This is a genomic window from Curtobacterium sp. USHLN213, assembly GCF_037144815.1.
GTDB lineage: Bacteria > Actinomycetota > Actinomycetes > Actinomycetales > Microbacteriaceae > Curtobacterium.
Genome location: NZ_JBBCYQ010000001.1, coordinates 101,881 through 121,630 on the forward strand (window position 1 = coordinate 101,881; position 19,750 = coordinate 121,630).

Sequence of the window (19,750 nt, forward strand, 5' to 3'; positions counted from 1 at the left end):
GAGAGTCGGTTCAGGACACCGCCGGACCGGCGACCATGCACAATATCAGTACGTGGCGAGGAGGTCTCCGAGGACCCGCCGCCCGAACGCCAGCGAGTCGAGCGGCACCCGTTCGTCCACGCCGTGGAACATCGCCGGGAAGTCCACACCCGCCGGCAGCTGCAGCGGCACGAACCCGTAGCCCGCGATCCCCAGCGTCGACAGGGCCTTGTTGTCCGTCCCGCCCGAGAGCAGGTACGGCAGCACCGGAGCACCCGGGTCGTGCCGGCCGAGGACGTCGCGCACGGCGTCGACCAGGGGGCCGCCGAAGTCCTGCTCGAGCCCGATGTCACGGAAGGACATCACGACCTCGACGTCGTCGCCCGCGAGCTCCCGGACACGCGCCAGCACCGTCTCCTCGTCGCCGGGGAGGCACCGGATGTCCACCAGTGCCTCGGCGTGGTCGGGGATGACGTTGTGCTTGTACCCGGCGGTGAGCACCGTCGGGTTCGTCGTCGTGTGCAGGGCCGCGTGGATGAACCGCGACGCCGACCCCGTGGCCAGCGCCACCTCGTCCGGGCCGGTCACCGTCGGGTCCACCCCGAGGAACCGTGCGACCTCGGCCACCATCGCGTCGGTCGTCGCCGACAGCCGCACCGGCCACTCCTCGCTGCCGATCCGGGCGACCGCCGCGGCGAGCTTCGTCACCGCGCTGTCGTGGATGACGTGCGACCCGTGCGCCGCGGTGCCGGTCGCGACGAGCTTGATCCACATCAGGGCCTTCTCGCCCGTCTGCAGCAGGTACGCACGACGGTCGCCGAGGGTGATCGAGTAGCCGCCGACCTCGCTGATCGCCGCGCTCGCACCCCGGAACACCTCGGGGTGGTTCTCGACGACGTGGTGCGAGCCGAGGACTCCCCCGGCCTCCTCGTCGGCGAAGTACGCGATCACGAGGTCGCGCTCCGGCGCTCCCTGCTGCTCGATGACGTCCGACAGCGACGTGAGCATCATCGCGTCCATGTTCTTCATGTCGACCGCGCCGCGACCCCAGAGCATGCCGTCCCGCACCTCGCCGCCGAACGGGTCCACCGACCAGTTCGCCGGGTCCGCCGGCACCACGTCGAGGTGACCGTGCACGACCAGGGCGGACTTGTCGCGGTTGCGTCCGGGCACCCGTGCCACGACGCTCACACGATCGGGTTCGGACTCGAACAGCTGCGGCTCGAGCCCGAGCGCACGGAGCTTCGCCTCGACGTAGTGCGCCGCCTCGCTCTCGCCGCGGGACTTCCCCTCGCCCCAGTTCGTCGTGTCGATGCGGATGAGGTCACGGGCGATCGCCGCGGTGGCCTCGAGGTCGGTCAGCGTGGCCTCCGGGTTCGTCATGGCCCAACGGTACCGGTCCGCGTCGACGGCCCCGGCGTCGGACGTCACAGCAGGACGCGCCCGGGATGCGCCGCTGTGTTCATCAGGCGTTCAGACCCGTGCTAGTGTCTTCTCTCGGCAGGAACGCCGGGGAAACAGCCCGGAACGACGGCCGACAAGTGAAGAAACACCTGTCCGGGTGGCGGAAATGGTAGACGCGCTAGCTTGAGGTGCTAGTGCCCGTATTAGGGCGTGGGGGTTCAAGTCCCCCCTCGGACACAGGAAATGAGATGCCCCCTGGCCTTTCGGCCCGGGGGCATTTCCTGTTCGTGCCTTCCCGGCGAGTGCCGCCGTCGCTTCGCTCGGGGCGTCACCGCCTCGAACGCGCCAGTTCGCTGCGCTCACGGCGTGTGCGGGGTGCGGGCGCCAGTTCGCTGCGCTCACGGCGAGTGCGTCCGGTAGGTGGGTGCGGGCGCGGGCGCGGGCGCGGGCGTGCGACATCGGGGATGTCGCTGGGGCGCGCGTGCAACAGTTGCGAGCGCAGGCGTGCGACATCGTCGGTGTCGTGCGACGTCGGGGATGTCGCTGGGGCGCGCGTGCAACAGTTGCGAGCGCAGGCGTGCGACATCGTCGGTGTCGTGCGACATCGGGGGTGTCGCTGGGGCGCGCGAGCAACGGTTGCGGGCGCGGGCGTACGACATCGTCGGTGTCGCACGACATCGACGTCGTCGCGCCGAGTCGACCGCCACCGGCGCCACGAGCCAGGAGGCGCGGCACCGGCCCGGCCCGCACCGACCGGCCGTCAGGAGCGCGGCTTCAGAGCACGGCGCAGCCAGTCGCGGGCGCCCGCCGCGTCCTCGAAGCGCCCCTCGTCCTGCGCCTCGGCCGCGGCGTCCAGGACCTCCCGGAACCGCGGCCCCGGCGCGAGCCCCGCCGCGACGAGGTCCCGCCCGGTCACGAGGCGCACCCGGGGTCCCGCGGCCTCGTCGGCACGCATGACCGCGAGCCATGCCCATGCCGGTGACGGCCCCGACGCCGAGCCGCGCCCCTGCGAGTCCGCCTCGCACACCCGGGCCCAGCACTCGGCGGTCGCCATCGACCCGCCCAGGCGACGGAGCAGTCGGCGCGCTGCCGGCACCGACGGCGCCGCACCGTCGGTCGAGTGCACCACCATGTGCTCTCGCACGATCGTGGCGATGCGCTCGGTGAGGGTGCGCGGCGCGCCGATCCGCCGCAGCAGGTCCCGCGCCGCATGCGCGCCCGAGACCTCGTGCCCGAGGCTGCGGACCCGGACCGTGCCGTCGTCGTCACACTCCCGCTGCGTCCCGTCGCCCGCCTTGCCGAGGTCGTGCAGGAGCGCGCCGAGCACCACGACGATGCGGTCCTCACCGGTGACGCCGTCGGCGGTGCAGGCAGCGGCAGCAGCGTCCGCCGCGAGCCCCAGGTGCACGTGCACGGGCCCCTCGGGGTGCCACCGCGGGTCCTGCGGCACGTCGCGCACCGCGGCGAGCTCCGGGAGGTGCCGCTCCCACCCGGTGTCGTGCAGCACCTGGAGCGCCCGCGACTGGTGGTCGCCCCGCGCCGTCTTCCGGATCTCCGGCCAGACCCGCTCCGCGGCCACGGACGGGAACGCGTCCACCAGCGACCGGGCGACGTCGACCGTCGACGGGTCGAGCACGAGGTCGAAGCGCGCCACCAGCTGCACGGCGCGCAGCACCCGCAGCGGATCGTCCCCGAACCGGTCCGAGGTGTGTCGGAGCACACCCCGGGCAGCGTCGTCGATCCCACCGACCGCGTCGACGTACTCGTTCGTCGCCGGGTCCCACGCGACCGCGTTGACCGTGAAGTCGCGACGGACGGCGGCCGCGGCGAGCCCGTCGTCGTCGGCGTTCCCCGGCGCGACCGCGACGTCGACGTGCACGCCCTCGACCACGACCTTGAGGACCTCGAAGCGCGCCCCCGTGGTGACGACGACGGCTCCCACCGCGCGCAGCGCGTCGACGACCGACGCGGTGTCCGTGCCGTGCACCTCGACGTCGACGTCGTGGTCGTCGGCGACGGGGACCGCGCGCCCGGACGCGCGGAACAGCGCGTCGCGGACCACGCCGCCGACGAGGAACGGTCGGCCGACACCGGCGAGCACGTCCAGGACCACGGCGACGCTGGTGCCCACGCCCAGCGCTCGGGCGGGGTCGTCCGGTCCGGGGCAGCGGTGCACCCCGGTGGGGCGGCGAACGGCTCGGCAGCGGGGGCAGGAGATGGTGGTGGTCACGTGCGGTGTCTTCCAGGACCTCCGTGCGGCGGCACCGAGGGAGTCAGTCTGCCGCACCACGCGTGTCGGCGCGACCGGACGACGAACGGGAGGCGCGGTGCCAGCCGGCACCGCGCCTCCCGTCCGTCAAGAACGCGCGTCTAGGACTTCGACGCTTCGACGAACGTGCGGCGCGGGTCGGTCTCCTTGATGAGGGACGTCGCGTCGCGACCCGACACGGCGCCGGTGACCCACCCGATCACGATGCGCACCTTGCGGTTCAGCGTCGGCATCGCGTACACGTGGTAGGCGCGGTGCGCGAGCCACGCGAGGAGGTTCGTCATCTTGATGCCCTTGATGTTCGCCGCACCCTTCGCGACACCGTACGACGCGACGGTGCCGATGGACGGGTGGCGGTACTCCTCGAGCGGCTTGCCCGTGATCGTCGCGACCACGTTGTCCGCGGCCACGACGGCCTGGCGGACGGCGTTCTGCGCGTTCGGCGGGTAGTACGCCGGCTGCTTCTCGGCCGTCAGGTCGGGCACCTGCGCCACGTCGCCGAGGCCCCAGACGCCGGGGACGACCTCGTGGGTGTCCTCGCTCTCGACCTGCAGCTTCGCGTTCGCGGCGAGGTGACCCTTCGGGCCGCGCGGCAGGTCGGACGCGTCGAGGAGCGGGTTCGGCTTCACGCCGGCCGTCCAGACGAGGAGGCCGGTGGCGAACTCGTCGCCGTCGGAGAGCTTCACGACGCCGCCCTCGCAGCTCGGCATGGTCGTCTTCAGGCGGACGTCGATGCCGCGGGCTCGCAGCGACTCGAGGGTCCACTTGGACAGCTCCGGACCGACCTCGGGCGCGACGCGGTCGAGCGCGTCGATGAGGACCCAGCGGGGGTGCTCGCCGGCGAGCGACGGGTAGGTCTTGATGGCGGCCTGCGAGACGTCGAACAGTTCGCCGATCGCCTCGACGCCGGTGTACCCGCCGCCGACGAAGATGCTCGTGAGCAGCTTGCGGCGCTCGTCCTCGTCACGGGTGGCAGCGGCCTTGGCGATGTTGTCGAGGAGCTTCGCGCGGACGTAGGCGGCCTCTTCGACGCTCTTGAAGCCGACGCCGTACTCCTCGAGCCCGGGCGTCGGGAACGTGCGCGTGACGGAGCCGAGCGCGACGACGAGCTGGTCGTAACCGAGCGTGCGGTCGTCACCGCCGGCCGTGGCGATCGAGACGGTCTTGTCGGCCGAGGAGATCCCGGTGACCTTGCCCTGGATGACCCGGGTCTTGCGGAGCGCACGGCGCAGCTCGAAGGTCACGTCCTTCGGGGCGATGTGGCCACCGGCGACCTCGGGCAGGAACGGCAGGTACGTGTAGTACGTGTTCTGGTCCACCAGCGTGATGCGCATCGGCACGGTCGCTGCGTGCTTCTGGAGCTGCTTGACGGTGGTGTAGCCAGCGGAGCCGCCGCCGAGGACGAGGACGTGAGGGATCGAGTCTGCCATTCCCCCGGTCTACCCGACTTCGGCTTGCGATGTCATGAGGTCCGCGGCCTGTCGCGGAGCCGCCACCACGCGGTCTCGGCGAGTTCGACGCCCGTGTACACCCCGTGGGGCGTCCGGCGGGACTCGGTGAGCGAGAACCGACGGAGCCGGTAGCCTCCGCCGAAGCGGTCGATGATCGCCTCGGGCGAGGACTCCGCGTCGCGCTTGACGTACCAGGTGCGGTCGTCGACGGCCTCGATCACGCGGTGCTCACCGGCGGCCGCCGATGCGGGAGCGCAGCACGTCGATGCGCTTCTGGATCTGCTCGATGCTCGCCTGCGCCACGGCCGGGCCACCGCTGATGCGGCGGAGTTCGGCGTGGATGGCCCCGTGCGGTTCGTTCGCGTGTCGGGACCAGATCGAGACGAGCCGGTGCAGCTCGGACCGCTGCTCCTTGATCGTCTGGTACATCGGGCGGTCCTCGGGCGCGGGGGCGGCTGCCTTGGGCATGCCGTCCTTCGGGGTACGGCCCTTCGCTCGCTTCGCCTGCGTCGCCTGGCGTGCTCGGAGCAGGTCGCGCACCTGGTCGGGTTCGAGCAGCCCCGGGATGCCGATGAAGTCGAGTTCCTCGAGCGAGCCCACCTCGCCGCCGCTGCCGAACTCGCCGCCGTCGTAGAGGACACGGTCGAAGGACGCCTGCGAGTCGAGCGCCTCGAACGGCTGGACCTCGAGCAGGCTCTCCGACGCGCGGTCCTCCTTGTTGGCCTCGGCGACCATCGCGTCCTCGGGGTTGTACATCCCGTCGTCGGCGTCCTTCGGGCGGTCGAGGGCGTGGTCGCGCTCGAGTTCGAGGGAGGCCGCCAGCGCCATCAGCCCGGGCACGCTCGGCAGGAACACGCTCGCCGTCTCACCGCGGCGACGGGCCCGGACGAAGCGGCCGATGACCTGGGCGAAGAAGAGCGGGGTGCTCGCGCTCGTGGCGTACACGCCGACGCACAGCCGCGGCACGTCCACGCCCTCGGACACCATGCGGACGGCGACCATCCATCGGGAGGTGTCCTCGGCGAAGGCACTGATCCGGCTGGACCCCGCCGCTTCGTCGGAGAGGACGACCGTCGGCCGCTCCCCCGTGATCTGCTGCAGGATCCGGGCGTACGCGCGGGCCGTGGTGGTGTCCGTGGCGATGACGAGGCCGCCGGCGTCCGGCACACCACGGCGGACCTCGGTCAGGCGCTTGTCGGCGGCGGAGAGGACGGCCGGCATCCACTCGCCCTCGGGTGAGAGCGCCGTGCGCCAGGCCTGGGCGGTGATGTCCTTCGTGACCTGCTCGCCGAGCGACGCCGACATCTCGTCGCCCATGCGGGTCTTCCAGCGCATCTGCCCGGCGTACGCCATGAAGAGCACCGGGCGGACGACGCCGTCCTTGAGGGCACGCCCGTAGCCGTAGTTGTAGTCGGAGATCGAGGTGCGGATGCCCTGCTCGTCGGGGGCGTACTGCACGAACGGGATCGGCGCGGTGTCCGAGCGGAACGGGGTGCCGGAGAGCGACAGGCGACGGGTGGCCTTGGAGAACGCCTCTCTGATGCCGTCGCCCCAGGTCAGGGCGTCGCCGCCGTGGTGGACCTCGTCGAGGATCACGAGCGTCTTGCCGCCGGCGGTGATCTTCTTGTGGACCTCGGGGTTCATGCCGACCTGGGCGTACGTGATCGCCACGCCCTGGTAGTGCCGGCCGAACATGCCGTCGCCGTTCTTGAACATCGGGTCGATCCGGATGCCGACGCGGTCCGCCGAGTCCGCCCACTGCCGCTTGAGGTGCTCCGTCGGGGCCACGACGACGATGCGGTCGACGGTGCCGCGGGCGAGGAGCTCGGTGGCGAGCCGGAGCGCGAACGTGGTCTTGCCGGCGCCGGGCGTCGCGGCCGTGAGGAAGTCCCGCGGCTCGGTCTCGAAGTACTTGGTGAGCGCTTCGACCTGCCAGGCACGGAGCTTCGACGCGGTGCCCCACGCGGCACGGTCCGGGAAGGCCGGCGACAGGTTCTGCACGGCCGAGTTGCCCGCCGCCTCGGCAGCGGCGACGGCCTCGTCGTGGGCGACGACCGCGTGCGCAGGCGCTGCGGTGCCGTCGTCCCACAGGGCCGCGGGCTGGTCCCCCGCCCCTGGCTGATCGGTGTACTCGGCTGCGCTCACTGCACGAGATTCTACCGTCACCCTTCGTCCTGCCGAGCGTGCGGGACGTGCCCCTCGGGCGTGCCGCGCACCAGGGATGCCGGTCGGAGCACGCCCGCGCCGAAGCGTGCGGCGACCGCGTCGATCGTCGTCTCGGTCTCGCGCCACGGCGCGTCGTCGTCCCAGAGCGCGTTGCTTGCCGCCGCCGGCACGAGGTTCTCGCCACGGACCCCGATGAGCCGGATCCGGTTGCCCGGCCGGTGCAGCACGTCGTACAGCTCGACGGCTACGCGGTGCAGACGCTTGGCGACGTCGGTCGGCTCCGCGAGGGTGCGGGACCGGGTCAGCGTGGTGAAGTCGGTGTAGCGGACCTTGAGCGCGACGGTCCGCGCCTGGACGTCGGCCCGTCGGAGTCGCACGGCCACCTTGTCGGCGAGGCGCAGGAGTTCCCGGGCGACGTCGTCGCGCTCGGTGAGGTCGTGGCCGAAGGTGACCTCGTGCCCGATCGACTTCTCGCCGACGCCGCTCTCGACCACGCGCGGATCGCGGCCCCACGCGAGGTCGTGCAGGCGCTGACCGCCGGCCGGACCGAGCGCCGAGACGAGCGAGCCCAGCGGCGTGGTCGCGAGGTCCCCCACGGTGCGGATGCCGCGTCGTTCGAGGGTCTCCTGCGTCTTGCCGCCGACCCCCCACAGCGCCGACACGGGCTGCGGGTGCAGGAACGCCACGGTGTCGGCAGCCGGCACGACGAGCAGGCCGTCCGGCTTCGACCGACTCGACGCGAGCTTCGCCACGAACTTCGTCGACGCGGCGCCGACGGAGCAGTGCAGGCCCGTCTCGGCGTACACCGCCGCACGGATCGCCCGACCGATCTCCCACGGGGTGCCGTACAGCCGGATCGCCCCGGCGACGTCGAGGAAGGCCTCGTCGATGCCGAGCTTCTCGACGCGGGGCGTGAAGCGGTCGAAGACGGCCATCACGGCGTCGGACTTCGCGCGGTACTTCTCGAAGTGCGGCTCGACGATGATCGCCGCGGGGCACCGGCGCTTGGCGACGGCCATCGGCATCGCGGAGTTCACGCCGTACTTGCGGGCCTCGTACGTGGCGGCCGTGACGACCGAGCGGTCGGAGTCGTGCCCGACGATCACCGGCAGGCCGCGGAGGTCCGGCCGGTCGAGCAGCTCCACCGAGGCGAAGAAGGCGTCCATGTCGACGTGCAGCACGCTCGCCGTCACGTCGCCGACGGGCGCGTCGGACACCAGTCGGTTGCGTCCGTCCTGCTTGCTCACACGGCGATGATGCCAGGACCCACCGACATCGCCCCGACGACCGTCGCGCGATGGCGGTCGGCGAGCAGCGCGAGCGCCTCGTCGATCCGGCCGAGCGCGTGCGCGGCCGTCGCGATCGCCCGCTCGTCCGGCCGCCCGGAGGCGGCGGCCACCGCCTCGTCGAGCTGGTCGCCGACCCGGACCCAGACCGCCGTCGGCGTGGCGGACCGAGGCCCGGCCACGATGCCGTCGGCGAGCTGCGCGATCGAGGCGGCGAGGCGGTCGGCCGCACCGCGCAGGGCCGCTGGCGGGTCCTGCGGGGCCGAGCCGAGCCTCCCGGCCGCCTCGCGCGCGAAGGTCGCGGCCGCCTGCAGGGAGGTGCGCGTCCTGGCGTCTGCGCGCGCCGGCCCGCCGGTCGGGAAGCGGACCATCGGACGCAGGACGGCGTCCAGTTGGTAGGTGGCGGCGTCGACCGCGCGCGACCGGGCGCGCAGGTCACGCCGGGCGCGGTCCGCCTCCGTCGTGTCGGCCGCGTCCGCCTCGTCGTCGTCCTCGACCCCCACCAGCGCGAGCACGAACGCGCGGACGGCGACCAGCTGCCGCCGCACCGCGCGCCGGATGACGGCACGGGTGGCGATCGGGAAGACGACCGCGCTGACGAGCACCGCGACCGCGGCACCGAGCAGGTTCTCGGCGAGCCGCATCGGGATGAGGGAGTCCGTGAAGGTGCCGGAGAACGCGTACACCTGGCAGAGGACGACGACGAGGCACGCGGCCCAGACCGAGTACACGCCGCCGAAGCCGTACGTGCCGACGGCGAGCAGGACGCACACGAGCACGATCGTCACCCACGGGTGCGTCGTGCCGAGCAGGTGCACGAGGACGATCCCGACCGCTCCCCCGACGACCGTCCCGACGCCGCGGTGGAGGCCCTTCCGGATCCGCTCGTGCGTGGTGTTCGTGCCGGCGAGGACGATCATCACGCCGATGACGCCCCAGTAGAAGCGGCTCCCGTCGAGCAGGAGGGCGAGCGGTTCGACGATCGCGACGGCGATGGCGGCGTGGACGGCGGTTCGGAGCGACGCCGTGAGGTGCCAGCGGCGCCACGGCCCCTCGGCGACGGCGTCCGCGACGACCGGCACGGCTCCGGCCGGGCGCCCGCCGGCGAGGATCACCGGCGTGGCGAAGGGCACGCCGGCACCGCGGCGGGGCAGCTCGTCGCGGAGCTCGCGCCACCGGAGTCCGGCGGACCGCAGGTCGGCGAACTCGGCGGCCATGCGGCGGACGATCGCGGTCGTCCGGGATCCGTCGTCGGCCGCCGAGGCCGTGATCCCGTAGCGGGCGAGGAGGGTGTGCGCTGCCTCCTGGCCGTGGCTGCCGCCGTGTCGGAGGACGAGCGTGACGGCCCGGAGCGCGGCGTGCCGGACGTCCGACGGCGCGCCCTGCTCGACCAGCGCCCCGGCCGCGCGGCCGAGCTCGTCGATCGCGAAGTGCGTGTCGAACACCAGGCGGTGCAGTTCCTCGGCGGTGGTGTCGGCGTCGACCCCGCTCGCGGCGAGCATGCCGTCGACCGTCAGGGCGATCTCGTGGTACCGGTCACGAGCGCGTCCGAGCCGGCGGAGGGCTCGGCGGCGGGCGCGCTGGTCGTCCGCGGCAGCGCCGACGGCTCCGGCGGCCAGGACCGCGGCGGCGGCCTCGAGCACGTCGGACCCCCGGGCGACGAACCCGCGACGGGTCCGGAGCAGCGCCCGGTGCGGATCCGGCCGGAACAGCAGGCGGACGACGATCGTCACGGCGAGGGAGCCCGCGACGACGAGCCCGAGCGGGACGACGCTCGTCTCGGGCAGGGGCAGCAGGAGTCCGCAGAGGTACCCGGCGAACCCGACGATCGCCGCGTCCGCCGCCCACACGCCCCACGAGGCCGCCGCGAACTGCACGAACAGCAGCACCACGATGAGGACGAGTTCGAGGAGCCGGAACGGCTGCAGGGCGATGCTCCCGGCGAGTGCGACGACGAACGGCACGAGGACCGCCCCGGTGCGCGCGGCGGTCCGGCCCGTGCTCGGGTCGACGATGACCAGGCAGGTGATGAAGGCCGGCATCGCGCCGATCATCACGCCGAGGATCGCCGGCAGGCCGAACGCCGTCGCGATCCCGTACCCGACGGCCATGCCGGCCGGGACGGCGACGAGCGTGCGGAGGGCACCCTCGGTCTTCACGAGCCCGGGGTCGAGTGCGAGGGCACGGTCCGTCAGTCGCTGGGTGCGGGTCCGTCGCCGCGGGGCGATCCGGTTCGTGGTCTCGGTCCTCGGCACGCTCCGGCCGCCTCCTGTTCACTGGGGAGGCCAATGGTACCGCAAGCGAACTAGTTGGGGCGCGCGGCGGTGCTACGGTGCGAGCGGCCCCAGCACCGACGCCGCGATCGTCCGCGCCGCCGAGTCCCGCGACGACGGGTGGTACTGGCCCGCCCGGACGTCCCGGGCCAGGCGCGCGAGCTCGCCACCGGCCCGGTAGGCGCCACCGCCCACGACCCGCATCGCCTCGTCCACGACGTGCTGCGCCGCGTCGACCGCCCGGGCCTTCGCCCCGACGAGCAACGGGAACCACCGCGGCCCGAGGTCGTCGAGCTCGTCGACCGACCGGGCGAGCGAGGTCACCTGCAGCTCGATCGCGTCGACCGTCCCGCGCATGTCCGCGATCGCCCGGCGCACGTCCGGGTCCGCGGACCGCGGTGTCCCGTCGAATGCCGTGCGCGACCGCACCGCCGACACCGCGAGTGCCACCGCACGCGCGGCGATCCCGACGTACACCGACGCCACGAGCAGCTCGAACGCCGCGAAGACGCCGAACACGAGCGGGTCCTGGTTCGGCCCGACCGGCAGGGTCCGCACGATCCGGTCCGCCGGCACGTGCACGCCGTGCAGCTTCGTCGTGCGACTCTGCGTCGCCCGCATCCCGAGGGTGTCCCAGTCGTCGAGGTGCTCGACGTCGCCGTCGGACCGCAGCACGAAACCGTGCACGAGCCGCGGCTCCGGCCCGGACCCGTCCTTGCCGAACACGCTCAGCACGTCCCACGCCGGGGCCAGCGAGGTGAAGACCTTCGTCCCCGTGAAGCGGTAGCCGCCGTCGCCGTCCGGCTCCGCCGTCGTCAGCGAGTCGAAGAGCACGGCGTCGTTGCCCGGCTCGCTCACACCGAACGCGAGCAGGTGGTCGTCCGCCGCGTGGTCGGTGACGGCCTGGAGGAACGACCCACCCCGCGCAGTGACGGCGCGCGCCGCCTGCACCCAGACCTGGTGCATCCCGAGCCCCAGCGCCGTCGCCGGTGCGGCTTCCGCGAGCCGCCGCTGCACCGCGGTCGTCGCGGCGAGCCCGAGTCCGGCACCGCCGCGTTCGACGGGCACCCCGAGCCGCAGGTAGCCGGCCGCCCGGAGTTCGTCGAGGTCCTCGGTGCAGAACGCGTTCGCAGCGTCGTAGCCGGGGGCGCGGGTGGCGATGCGCTCCAGCAGCTCGTCGCCCAGCACCGCCGCGGGGTTGGCCTTCGTCATGCCACGAGACTATGGTCCGAGGGGTGTCAGATCGTCATCCGTGGTCCAGGTACGTCGCGATCGGTGACTCGTTCACCGAGGGGATCGGCGACCCCGACCCGACCGTCCCCGGCGGGAACCGTGGCTGGGCGGACCGGGTGGCCGAGGTCCTGGCGAACCAGACCGACGACTTCGCCTACGCCAACCTGGCGATCCGCGGGCGACTCCTGCAGCAGATCATCGACGAGCAGGTCGAACCGGCACTCGCCCTCCGTCCCGACCTCGTCACGGTGTCGGCCGGTGGCAACGACATCATCCGGCCGGGCTCCGACCCCGACGAGCTCGCCGAGCGTGTGGACGCGATGGTGTCCCGGCTGCGGAGCGACGGCGCCACCGTGGTGCTCTTCACCGGTCCGGACGTCGGCATGACCCCGGTGCTCGGGATGGTCCGCGGCAAGACGGCGATCTACAACGAGAACCTGCACGCCATCGCGCTGAAGCACGGCGCCCTCGTCGCGAACATGTGGGCGCTCCGGGTCCTCCGCGACCCGAGGATGTGGGCTCCGGACCGGCTGCACCACTCCCCGATGGGCCACGCGACCGTCGCCGCCGCGGTGCTGGACGCGCTCGGCGTCGAGCACGGGCTCGAACCGTTCAACCCCGAGCCGCTCGAGGCCCGTCCGTGGCGGGAGGCCCGCGCCGAGGACCTCGGCTGGGCGCGCGAGTACCTCGTGCCGTGGGTGGTCCGGCGGATCAAGCACACGTCCTCGGGCGACGGCGTGACCCCGAAGCGACCCGAGCTGCAAGACGTCGTCGAGCACAAGTCCGACACCCCGTAGCGCTCGATCAGTCGGCGGGGCGGCGCAGGGTCAGCGGACCGTCGTGCAGCGGCTCGGTCGCCCACGACGCGGTGGCGGTGCCGGCCGCGAGGTCGATGCGCACGTGCGCGAGGTGCGGCGTCTCCACGAACCGGACGCCGACGAGCACGGTGCCGTCCGGTGCGACCGCACCGCTCGCGGCGAGGGGACCGTCGACCGCCCACTCCCCCTCGCCGACCGGCACCGAGAGCGTCCCGCCGTCGACCTCGAGGGCCGCGCGCCATCGGTCGCCGTCGCGCGTGAAGCCGATCTGGTCGATGCCGTCACCGCGGAACGGACCGGCGCCGAGGTCGGGGAGGCGACCGCCCTCCACCGGGGGCAGTCCCAGGGAGGCGAGCCGCGCCTCCAGGTCCGCATCCGCGGCCGCGTCGAGGTCCGTAGCGTCGACGGCGGGCAGGAGGTGCTGCCAGGCCGCGTCGAGGACGGCCTGCATGTCGAGGCTCTGGCCGGTGAGTGCGAGGACGACGTCCTGCTCCGGCAGGACGACGCAGAACTGACCGTAGGCGCCGTCGCCGCGGAAGCCGTGGCGGGCCATCCAGAACTGGAAGCCGTAGCCCTGCGACCAGTCCGGGTTCTCCTCGTCGAGGTTGTCGATCTGCTTGCTCGTGGCGGCGTCGACCCAGTCCTCGTCGAGGATCCGCTCGCCCTCCCACACACCGCGCTGCAGGTACAGCTGGCCGAGCGCGGCGATCGCCGAGGTCGGGGCGTAGCACCCGCTGAAGCCCAGCTCTGCGTCGGACTCGTCCCGGCGCCACGCCAGGTCGTCGATGCCGAGCGGGTCGAGCAGCCGCGGACGCAGGTAGTCGACCAGCGACCCACCGCTGACGCGGCGGACGATGGCGGCGAGCGTGTAGGTGCACGGCTGGTTGTAGGTGAAGAGCGCGCCGGGTTCCTCTTCCGGCGGCAGGAGCAGGAAGCCGCGCACGACGTTCATGCGGTCGAGTTCCCGGACGCGGTCGATGGTGTCCTCGCGGTGGCCGCTCGCCATCGCGAGCAGGTGCCGGACGCGGATGCGGCGGCTGCGTTCGTCGGTGATCTCGGCGTCGAGCTCCGGGAAGTACGAGAGCGCGGTGGCGTCGAGGTCGATGAGCCCCTCGCGGACGGCGATCCCGACGGCGGCGGCGGTGAAGCTCTTGCTGAGGGAGTAGAGCAGGTGGACGCGGTCCTCGGCGTAGGGCTGCCACCAGCCCTGGGCCGCCACCTGACCGTGGCGGAGCAGCACGATGCTGTGCGGTTCGACGTCGGGCGTCGACTCGAGGGCGTCGAGGAACCGGGCGAGGCCACGGGCGTCGATGCCGAGGGCGGACGGGGTGGACCGGGGGAACGTCGTCGTCACCCGTCCGACACTACGTCGCCGGGGGTCGTCGCGCGCAGCGGTTCGGTCCGTGTCCTCGTCGGCCTGTCTGAGAGTCACGGCATCTGCGTCACGGGTGCCGTCCACCGGCGCACGCCAGGATCGATCGGCAGCAGCGCAGCACAGACGGCACGACGGCACGAGGGGGTCCGATGACGACGGCGGACCACCCGCGGAGACGCCCGACCACGGCGGTCTGGGCGCTCCTCGTCGCCGTCGCCACCGGCCTGCTCGCGTGGGTCCGCATCGGGAGCCCTGCCCGCGGCGTCGCCTGGGCGGAGGACTCCGGGCGCTTCCTCACCGACCGGCTCACCCTCGGCCCGGTGCGGTCGGTGTGGCACCCGTACGACGGCTACCTGCACGTCCTGCCGCGACTGGTGGTCGACGCCGCCGTCGCGCTCGGGCGGATCGACCTGTACGCGCTGTCCGTCTCGGCGATGTCGTGCGCGGTGCTCGGCGCGGTGTGCGGCACCGTCTTCGTCCTGGCGCGCGGCGTGGTGCGGGCCTGGCCGCTCCGGGTGCTCCTCGCGGCCGTCCCCGCCCTCGTCCCGCTGGCGCCCGTCGAGATCGCCGGGACCGCGGCGAACCTGCACTGGTACCTGCTGTTCGCGGCGCCGTGGCTGTTCGCCCACCGTCCGCGGAGCTGGTGGTCGTCCGCGTGGACCGCCGTCGCGGTGGCGGTCGTGACGACGAGCGAGATCCAGGCCGCCGTGTTCCTGCCGCTCCTGCTGCTGGGCCGTCGGCAGCGTCGGGTCATCCCCGTCGCAGCAGTCGCCCTGCTCGGTGTCGCGGCACAGGTCACGGCAGCGCTGACACACCCCCGTTCCGCCACGCACCGGGGTGGCATCACCTCGTTCCGGGACATGACCGCCGGGTTCGTCGCCCAGGTCGTCGGCGGCAGCGGGAACGCCGACGTCCGTGCGGTCGGAGCGTCCGTCTCCGCGCACGGCTGGTGGGTCGTCACCGTGCCGGCCGTGCTCCTCGTGGGGGCGGTCGTGGCCGCCCTCGTCCTGGCGGACTGGCGGACCCGGTGGATGCTCCTCGCCGTGAGCGTCGGCGCCGGCGTCGTCTGGTACGCGGCGCTCATCGTGAACCGGACGCCCGGCACGACGTGGTCCTCGTTCACCCCGGCGGCGTGGGCGGGCACGGCGCCCCTGCGGTACGCGGCCGCGTCGTCGATGTTCCTGACCGCGGCGGTGGTCCTCGTCGCCGACGTGTTCCTCGCCCGCGCACGGTGGTCGTGGCGGGCAGCGGGCGGGGTGCTCGTCGCCGCCTCGCTCGTCGCGTTCGTGGCCGGGGCCGGGGCGGTGCCGCTCCGGGAGCACGGGCCGCAGTGGTCCGCCGAGATCGAGCACCGAGCCTCGTACTGCGCGGCGCACCCGGGCGACACCGTCCGGGTCGGCGCGATGCCCAGGATCGCGGGGTGGGACGCGACCGTCCCGTGTGCGATGGTCGAGCGCGCCGTCGGCCGGTGAGGGCTCAGGCGCCGCGGCGCGCGTCGGCCGGGTCGCGGGGCGGCGGGCTGGCCGGGTCGCGGGGCGGCGGGCTGGCCGGGTCGCGGGGCACTGGGCTGGCCGGGTCGCGGGGCGGCGGGCTGGCCGGGTCGCGGGGCAGTGGCACGGTGTCGGGGGTCGGGTCGGTCGCCAGGCGGGCGTGGGTCTCGACGTCGAAGCGGTCGTCGCCGTAGCGGAGCTTCTCGCGTTCCACTCCCTCGGCGCGGAACCCCGCCCGGGTCGCGACCGCGCACGACGCCGGGTTGTTCGTGCGGTGCCCGAGTTCGAGGCGGTGCACGCCGAGGGCGAAGGCGTCCTCCGCGGCGGCGGCGAGTGCACGGGTCGCCAGGCCCCGGCCGCGGGCCTCCGGTGTGAGCCAGTACGAGACCCAGGCGGTGCCGTGGGTGTGCTCGATGGCCGTCACCCCGACGCAGCCGACGACGCGGGCCCCGGCGCCGCCCGACCCGGCGCCGTCCGACCCGGGCCGCCCGTCCGCCGCGTCAGCGACGTCCGCCGCGTCAGCGACGTCCGCGACGTCCGCGACGTCCGCGACGTCCGCGACGATCGCCCAGTACCGGGCGTGCCCGTCGAACCGGTACGTCGCCCCGATGAACGCCTCCGCCGCCGCGACGTCGTCGAACCGCACACCACCGAACTGGCGCGCGAGCTCCGGGTCCGCCGACGCCGCCAGCAGCACCGGCGCGTCGGACGACCGCCACGGCCGCACGGAGGCCGGCACCGTCACGCGCCCTGGAACGGGTTCGTCCACCGCCACCAGACGCCCGGGTCGTCGATCGGCCGCTCGAGCACGAGCGGCACCGTCACCGGGTCGTGGTCCGTGATGGTGAACCGCACCGTGCCGACGCGCTCCCCCTTCGTGCCGAGGGTGATCTGTTCGAGCTTCGTCCTCGCGGACACCTTCGTCCGGCCCCACACGAGCACCTCGGCCGCGGACCGCGACACCGCGTCCGCCTCGTCCTGCCACGGCGTCGAGAACGTGCCGAAGGTCTGCCCGGCGTGGGCGAGCGTGACGACCTGGAAGTTGTCGGCGACCGACCGGAGCAGCCGCTGGACGTCGACGTCGAGCGAGTCGTGGTCGACGCCGCCGAGCATCGCGCCGACGACCGTGACCTCCTTGCCGCCGCGCTCGTACGTCGCCGCGAAGAGCAGGCAGGCGCCGGCCTCGTCGAGCGTGCCGGTCTTGATGCCCTCGACACCGTCGAGCCCGAGGAGCTTGTTCGAGTTCTCGATCGCGCCGGCGCCGGGCACCGTGACCTGCTTCGTGCCGACGACCTCCTTCACCACCGGGTTCGCGAGGGCGAGCTGCCCGAGTTCGACGAGGTCGGTGGCCGTCGAGGTGTTGTGCGCGTCGAGGCCGGTCGGCTCCTCGATCGTGGTGTGGTCGAGTCCGTGCTCGTCGAGCCACTCGTCCGCTGCCTGGCGGTAGGCGTCCATCGACCCGAAGGCCCAGAGCGCCAGCGACCCGGCGTAGTTGTTCGCCGACTTCATGAGCATGACCTGGAGCGTCTGGTACTCCGACAGCTGGAGGCCGGCGGGCATCGGCGCGACCTCGCCGTTCACGGCGAGGTACTTCGCGTACAGCGCCTGCATCCCGGGGCTGAAGGTGATCGTCGGGCCGGACTCCCCCGGCTGCAGCGGCTTCTCGTCGAGCACGACGAGCGCGGTGACGACCTTCGAGATGCTCGCGATCGACCGGGGCTTCGTGTCGCCGCTCGTGCGCAGGCTCTCGGGGAAGTCGGTCGCCTCGACCGCGGTGGCGCCGTAGCCGGGGAACGTCAGGTCCGGCACCGACGACGTGGGCGCGGAGTACGTCGTGGTCGAGGCGCTCGCCGGGGCGAACGGCACGACCGCTGCGGCCACGAGGTAGCCGACCGCCAGCACGAGCACGGCGACGACCGAGATGGTCACCGGCCTCCGGACGGCGGAACGGGGGCGGCGGACGACTCGTGACACGGGAACCGAGCGTACCGGGGGCGGGTACCCCGTGGCTGCGAGGACGCGCTAGGCGCGCGTCGGTGCGGGGTCGGACTGGAGGCGCGGCTCGCCCCCGACGGCAGCCGTCGCGTCCGACGGGACGCCGGCCCCACCGCCGTCGGGTCCCGTCGGGCGCGCGAAGGTCCACCTCCGCGACAGGTACGCGAAGACGGGGCCGGCGGCGTTCATCACCACGACGGACACCCACGCTGCCCACACGTTGCCCGGTGCGAAGCCGAAGCCGCCGAAGTACGTCGCGAAGAAGGACGCGAACCCGAGGAACATCCCGGGGACCAGCGCGAACGCACGGACCCGGCCGGTGCACATCAGCGCGGTGTTGCACACGAGGATCACGACGCCGAGCACGACGTTCCGGGCGAACTGCCCGTCGCCGAGGAGCGTGCCGATCCGCTGGTCGACGAGCACGATGACGAGGGCGAACGTCGACCCCACCGGCATCGTCGCCCAGAGCCGGGTGGCGTTCCGGAGCGTGGGCTTCGGCCCGAGCAGGAACATCCCCGCCCAGCTGATGAAGATCGCCCAGGTGGGCAGGTTCAGCGCCGTGCCCCCGATGAACGCGGTGGCGCCGGCCAGGACGGAGGCGACGATCTCGTGCGGGATCCGTTCACGCATTGCTGAGCTCCTTCGATCGGGTGGTGCCGGTGGTGAGGACGGTGGTGCGGGTGGTCTCGGCGACGACGCGGCCGCGCTTCACGACGAGGGCGCGGTCCGGGCGGTCGAGCAGCACGCCCGCCGGGTCGGTGGTCGAGAGCAGCACGAGGTCGGCGTCGGCGCCGGGACGGATGCCGTAGGTCTCGGCGATCCCGACGACCCGTGCAGCCGAGGTCGTCGCCATGTCGAGGACGCGGGCGAGGTCCTCCTGCCCGGACAGGTGCCCGACCTGCGCGAGCAGCAGCCCGATGTCGAGCAGGTCGGCGTTGCCGAACGGGGTGAAGGCGTTCCGCACGTTGTTCGACGAGTACGCGCTCGTGACGCCCGCGGCCCAGAGGTCGCGGACCGGGACGACACCGCGGCGGACGTCGTGGTCGTCGGCGCGACCGCCGAGGTGCAGGTCGGTCGCCGGCAGCGGGACGACCGCGACCCCCGCCTCGGCGAGCCGCGCGAACAGGTCGGCCCGCTCGGTCCAGGGCAGGCTCGCGGACGAGGTCATGTGCCCGAGCGCGACCCGGCCCTGCATCCCGCGGCGGACGACGGCGTCGGCGATGACCCGCGCGAGGGCGAACCGCGGGTCGCTCGTGTCGTCGGCGAAGTCGGCGTGCAGGTCCGCCGGCACGTCGAACTCCTCGGCGAGGTCGAGGACGGTCTCGACGTGCTCGTGGCACTCGGCGAGGGTCCACTCGTTGTACGTGCAGCCGCCGATCACGTCCGCGCCCGCACCGAGCGCCTCGCGCAGCAGTGCGAGGGTCCCCGGCGCCTTCGCGATGCCCTCCTGCGGGAACGCGACGATCAGCAGGTCGAGGGCGTCGCGGTACTCGTCGCGGAGCCCCAGCAGGACCTCGACGCCGGTCAACCCGACGATCGGGTCGACGTCGGGATGTGCGCGGACCAGCGTCGTGCCGTTCGTGATCGCCTGGTCGAGCAGGGTGCGCGCGCGGTCCCGGACCGAGCCGTGCGTGAACCCGCGCTTGAGCTCCCCGGTGACGGCGATCGCCCCGGCGAGCGTCCCGTCCGGGTTCGCACGTTCCCGGTCGAGCAGGGCCTTGTCGACGTGCAGGTGCGACTCGACGAACCCGGGCACGACCACGCGGCCGGCGCAGTCGACGACCCGGGTGGCCGGGTCGCCGGGGACGGTGCCGACGGCGGCGGTGACCGCGGTGATCGTGCCGTGTTCGACGACGACGTCGACGAGGCCCGGCTCGTCGACCAGGCGGGCGTTGCGGAGGACCAGGTCCACGACGGACCCCTCTTCTTCATCGGTGGTCGGTTGACGCCACCCACCATTCGCCCGTCGTGTTTCCGGCTCCGTCGCAGCGTGTGACGGGCGTGTAAA

15 protein-coding genes and 1 tRNA gene are annotated in these 19,750 nt (G+C 73.3%); 3 read left to right on the forward strand and 13 right to left on the reverse strand.

Going from position 1 to position 19,750, the window contains the following annotated elements; genetic code table 11:
• Positions 1 to 45: 45 nt before the first annotated feature.
• Positions 46 to 1,362, reverse strand: a complete 1,317-nt coding sequence (locus WFH25_RS00485) for a M20/M25/M40 family metallo-hydrolase (RefSeq protein ID WP_336696486.1) — start codon at positions 1,360 to 1,362, stop codon at positions 46 to 48.
• Between the two features lie 172 nt (positions 1,363 to 1,534).
• Here WFH25_RS00485 and WFH25_RS00490 point away from each other — a divergent pair.
• Positions 1,535 to 1,620: transfer RNA gene (locus WFH25_RS00490), tRNA-Leu, on the forward strand.
• A 523-nt stretch (positions 1,621 to 2,143) separates the two neighbouring features.
• Here the strand turns inward: WFH25_RS00490 and WFH25_RS00495 are convergent.
• From WFH25_RS00495 to WFH25_RS00525, 7 genes are all read right to left on the reverse strand, one after another.
• Positions 2,144 to 3,514: an HD domain-containing protein gene (locus WFH25_RS00495; RefSeq protein WP_336696487.1), complete on the reverse strand. Its 1,371-nt coding sequence runs from the start codon at positions 3,512 to 3,514 to the stop codon at positions 2,144 to 2,146.
• A 239-nt stretch (positions 3,515 to 3,753) separates the two neighbouring features.
• Complete coding sequence (locus tag WFH25_RS00500; protein ID WP_071296325.1) at positions 3,754 to 5,082, reverse strand: NAD(P)/FAD-dependent oxidoreductase; 1,329 nt, start codon at positions 5,080 to 5,082, stop codon at positions 3,754 to 3,756.
• Between the two features lie 32 nt (positions 5,083 to 5,114).
• Positions 5,115 to 5,324, reverse strand: a complete 210-nt coding sequence (locus WFH25_RS00505) for a hypothetical protein (protein ID WP_070419019.1) — start codon at positions 5,322 to 5,324, stop codon at positions 5,115 to 5,117.
• Between the two features lie 7 nt (positions 5,325 to 5,331).
• Positions 5,332 to 7,248 carry a DEAD/DEAH box helicase gene (locus tag WFH25_RS00510; protein WP_442892388.1) on the reverse strand — a complete coding sequence of 639 codons (1,917 nt, stop codon included), beginning with the start codon at positions 7,246 to 7,248 and terminating at the stop codon, positions 5,332 to 5,334.
• 17 nt (positions 7,249 to 7,265) lie between these two features.
• The gene (dinB, locus tag WFH25_RS00515) at positions 7,266 to 8,516 is read right to left on the reverse strand and encodes a DNA polymerase IV (protein WP_336696488.1); all 1,251 of its coding nucleotides are present in this window, start codon (positions 8,514 to 8,516) and stop codon (positions 7,266 to 7,268) included.
• On the reverse strand, positions 8,513 to 10,810 hold the full coding sequence (locus WFH25_RS00520; protein ID WP_336696489.1) for an FUSC family protein: 2,298 nt from the start codon (positions 10,808 to 10,810) through the stop codon (positions 8,513 to 8,515). Before WFH25_RS00520 ends, dinB begins: the two co-directional genes overlap by 4 nt.
• A gap of 72 nt (positions 10,811 to 10,882) precedes the next feature.
• On the reverse strand, positions 10,883 to 12,040 hold the full coding sequence (locus WFH25_RS00525) for an acyl-CoA dehydrogenase family protein (protein ID WP_336696490.1): 1,158 nt from the start codon (positions 12,038 to 12,040) through the stop codon (positions 10,883 to 10,885).
• Positions 12,041 to 12,063: 23 nt separating this feature from the next.
• Here WFH25_RS00525 and WFH25_RS00530 point away from each other — a divergent pair, with 23 nt between their 5' ends.
• Positions 12,064 to 12,858, forward strand: a complete 795-nt coding sequence (locus tag WFH25_RS00530) for an SGNH/GDSL hydrolase family protein (protein ID WP_079238902.1) — start codon at positions 12,064 to 12,066, stop codon at positions 12,856 to 12,858.
• A gap of 7 nt (positions 12,859 to 12,865) precedes the next feature.
• Here the strand turns inward: WFH25_RS00530 and WFH25_RS00535 are convergent, their stop codons facing one another.
• A complete protein-coding gene (locus WFH25_RS00535) occupies positions 12,866 to 14,233 on the reverse strand; it encodes a serine hydrolase domain-containing protein (RefSeq protein WP_336696491.1) in 1,368 nt (455 codons plus the stop codon).
• 170 nt (positions 14,234 to 14,403) lie between these two features.
• Between WFH25_RS00535 and WFH25_RS00540 the strand changes: the two genes are divergently transcribed.
• Complete coding sequence (locus tag WFH25_RS00540; protein WP_336696492.1) at positions 14,404 to 15,726, forward strand: hypothetical protein; 1,323 nt, start codon at positions 14,404 to 14,406, stop codon at positions 15,724 to 15,726.
• A gap of 4 nt (positions 15,727 to 15,730) precedes the next feature.
• Here the strand turns inward: WFH25_RS00540 and WFH25_RS00545 are convergent, their stop codons facing one another.
• From WFH25_RS00545 to WFH25_RS00560, 4 genes are read right to left on the reverse strand one after another with little or no spacing between them, the layout of a single operon-like run.
• The gene (locus WFH25_RS00545; protein ID WP_336696493.1) at positions 15,731 to 16,483 is read right to left on the reverse strand and encodes a GNAT family N-acetyltransferase; all 753 of its coding nucleotides are present in this window, start codon (positions 16,481 to 16,483) and stop codon (positions 15,731 to 15,733) included.
• A gap of 2 nt (positions 16,484 to 16,485) precedes the next feature.
• On the reverse strand, positions 16,486 to 17,718 hold the full coding sequence (locus tag WFH25_RS00550) for a D-alanyl-D-alanine carboxypeptidase family protein (RefSeq protein ID WP_083413673.1): 1,233 nt from the start codon (positions 17,716 to 17,718) through the stop codon (positions 16,486 to 16,488).
• Positions 17,719 to 17,766: 48 nt separating this feature from the next.
• The gene (locus WFH25_RS00555; RefSeq protein WP_071301545.1) at positions 17,767 to 18,372 is read right to left on the reverse strand and encodes a DUF1097 domain-containing protein; all 606 of its coding nucleotides are present in this window, start codon (positions 18,370 to 18,372) and stop codon (positions 17,767 to 17,769) included.
• Positions 18,365 to 19,654: an amidohydrolase family protein gene (locus tag WFH25_RS00560; RefSeq protein WP_336696494.1), complete on the reverse strand. Its 1,290-nt coding sequence runs from the start codon at positions 19,652 to 19,654 to the stop codon at positions 18,365 to 18,367. The genes WFH25_RS00555 and WFH25_RS00560 overlap by 8 nt, the downstream gene beginning before the upstream one ends.
• Between the last annotated feature and the right edge of the window lie 96 nt (positions 19,655 to 19,750).

Excerpts from the sequence above, each read along its gene's own strand:
- WFH25_RS00485 (WP_336696486.1), bottom strand. The coding sequence starts at position 1,362 with ATGACGAACCCGGAGGCCACGCTGACCGACCTCGAGGCCACCGCGGCG.
- WFH25_RS00500 (WP_071296325.1), bottom strand. The coding sequence starts at position 5,082 with ATGGCAGACTCGATCCCTCACGTCCTCGTCCTCGGCGGCGGCTCCGCT.
- WFH25_RS00525 (WP_336696490.1), bottom strand. The coding sequence starts at position 12,040 with ATGACGAAGGCCAACCCCGCGGCGGTGCTGGGCGACGAGCTGCTGGAG.
- WFH25_RS00540 (WP_336696492.1), top strand. The coding sequence starts at position 14,404 with ATGACGACGGCGGACCACCCGCGGAGACGCCCGACCACGGCGGTCTGG.
- WFH25_RS00555 (WP_071301545.1), bottom strand. The coding sequence starts at position 18,372 with ATGCGTGAACGGATCCCGCACGAGATCGTCGCCTCCGTCCTGGCCGGC.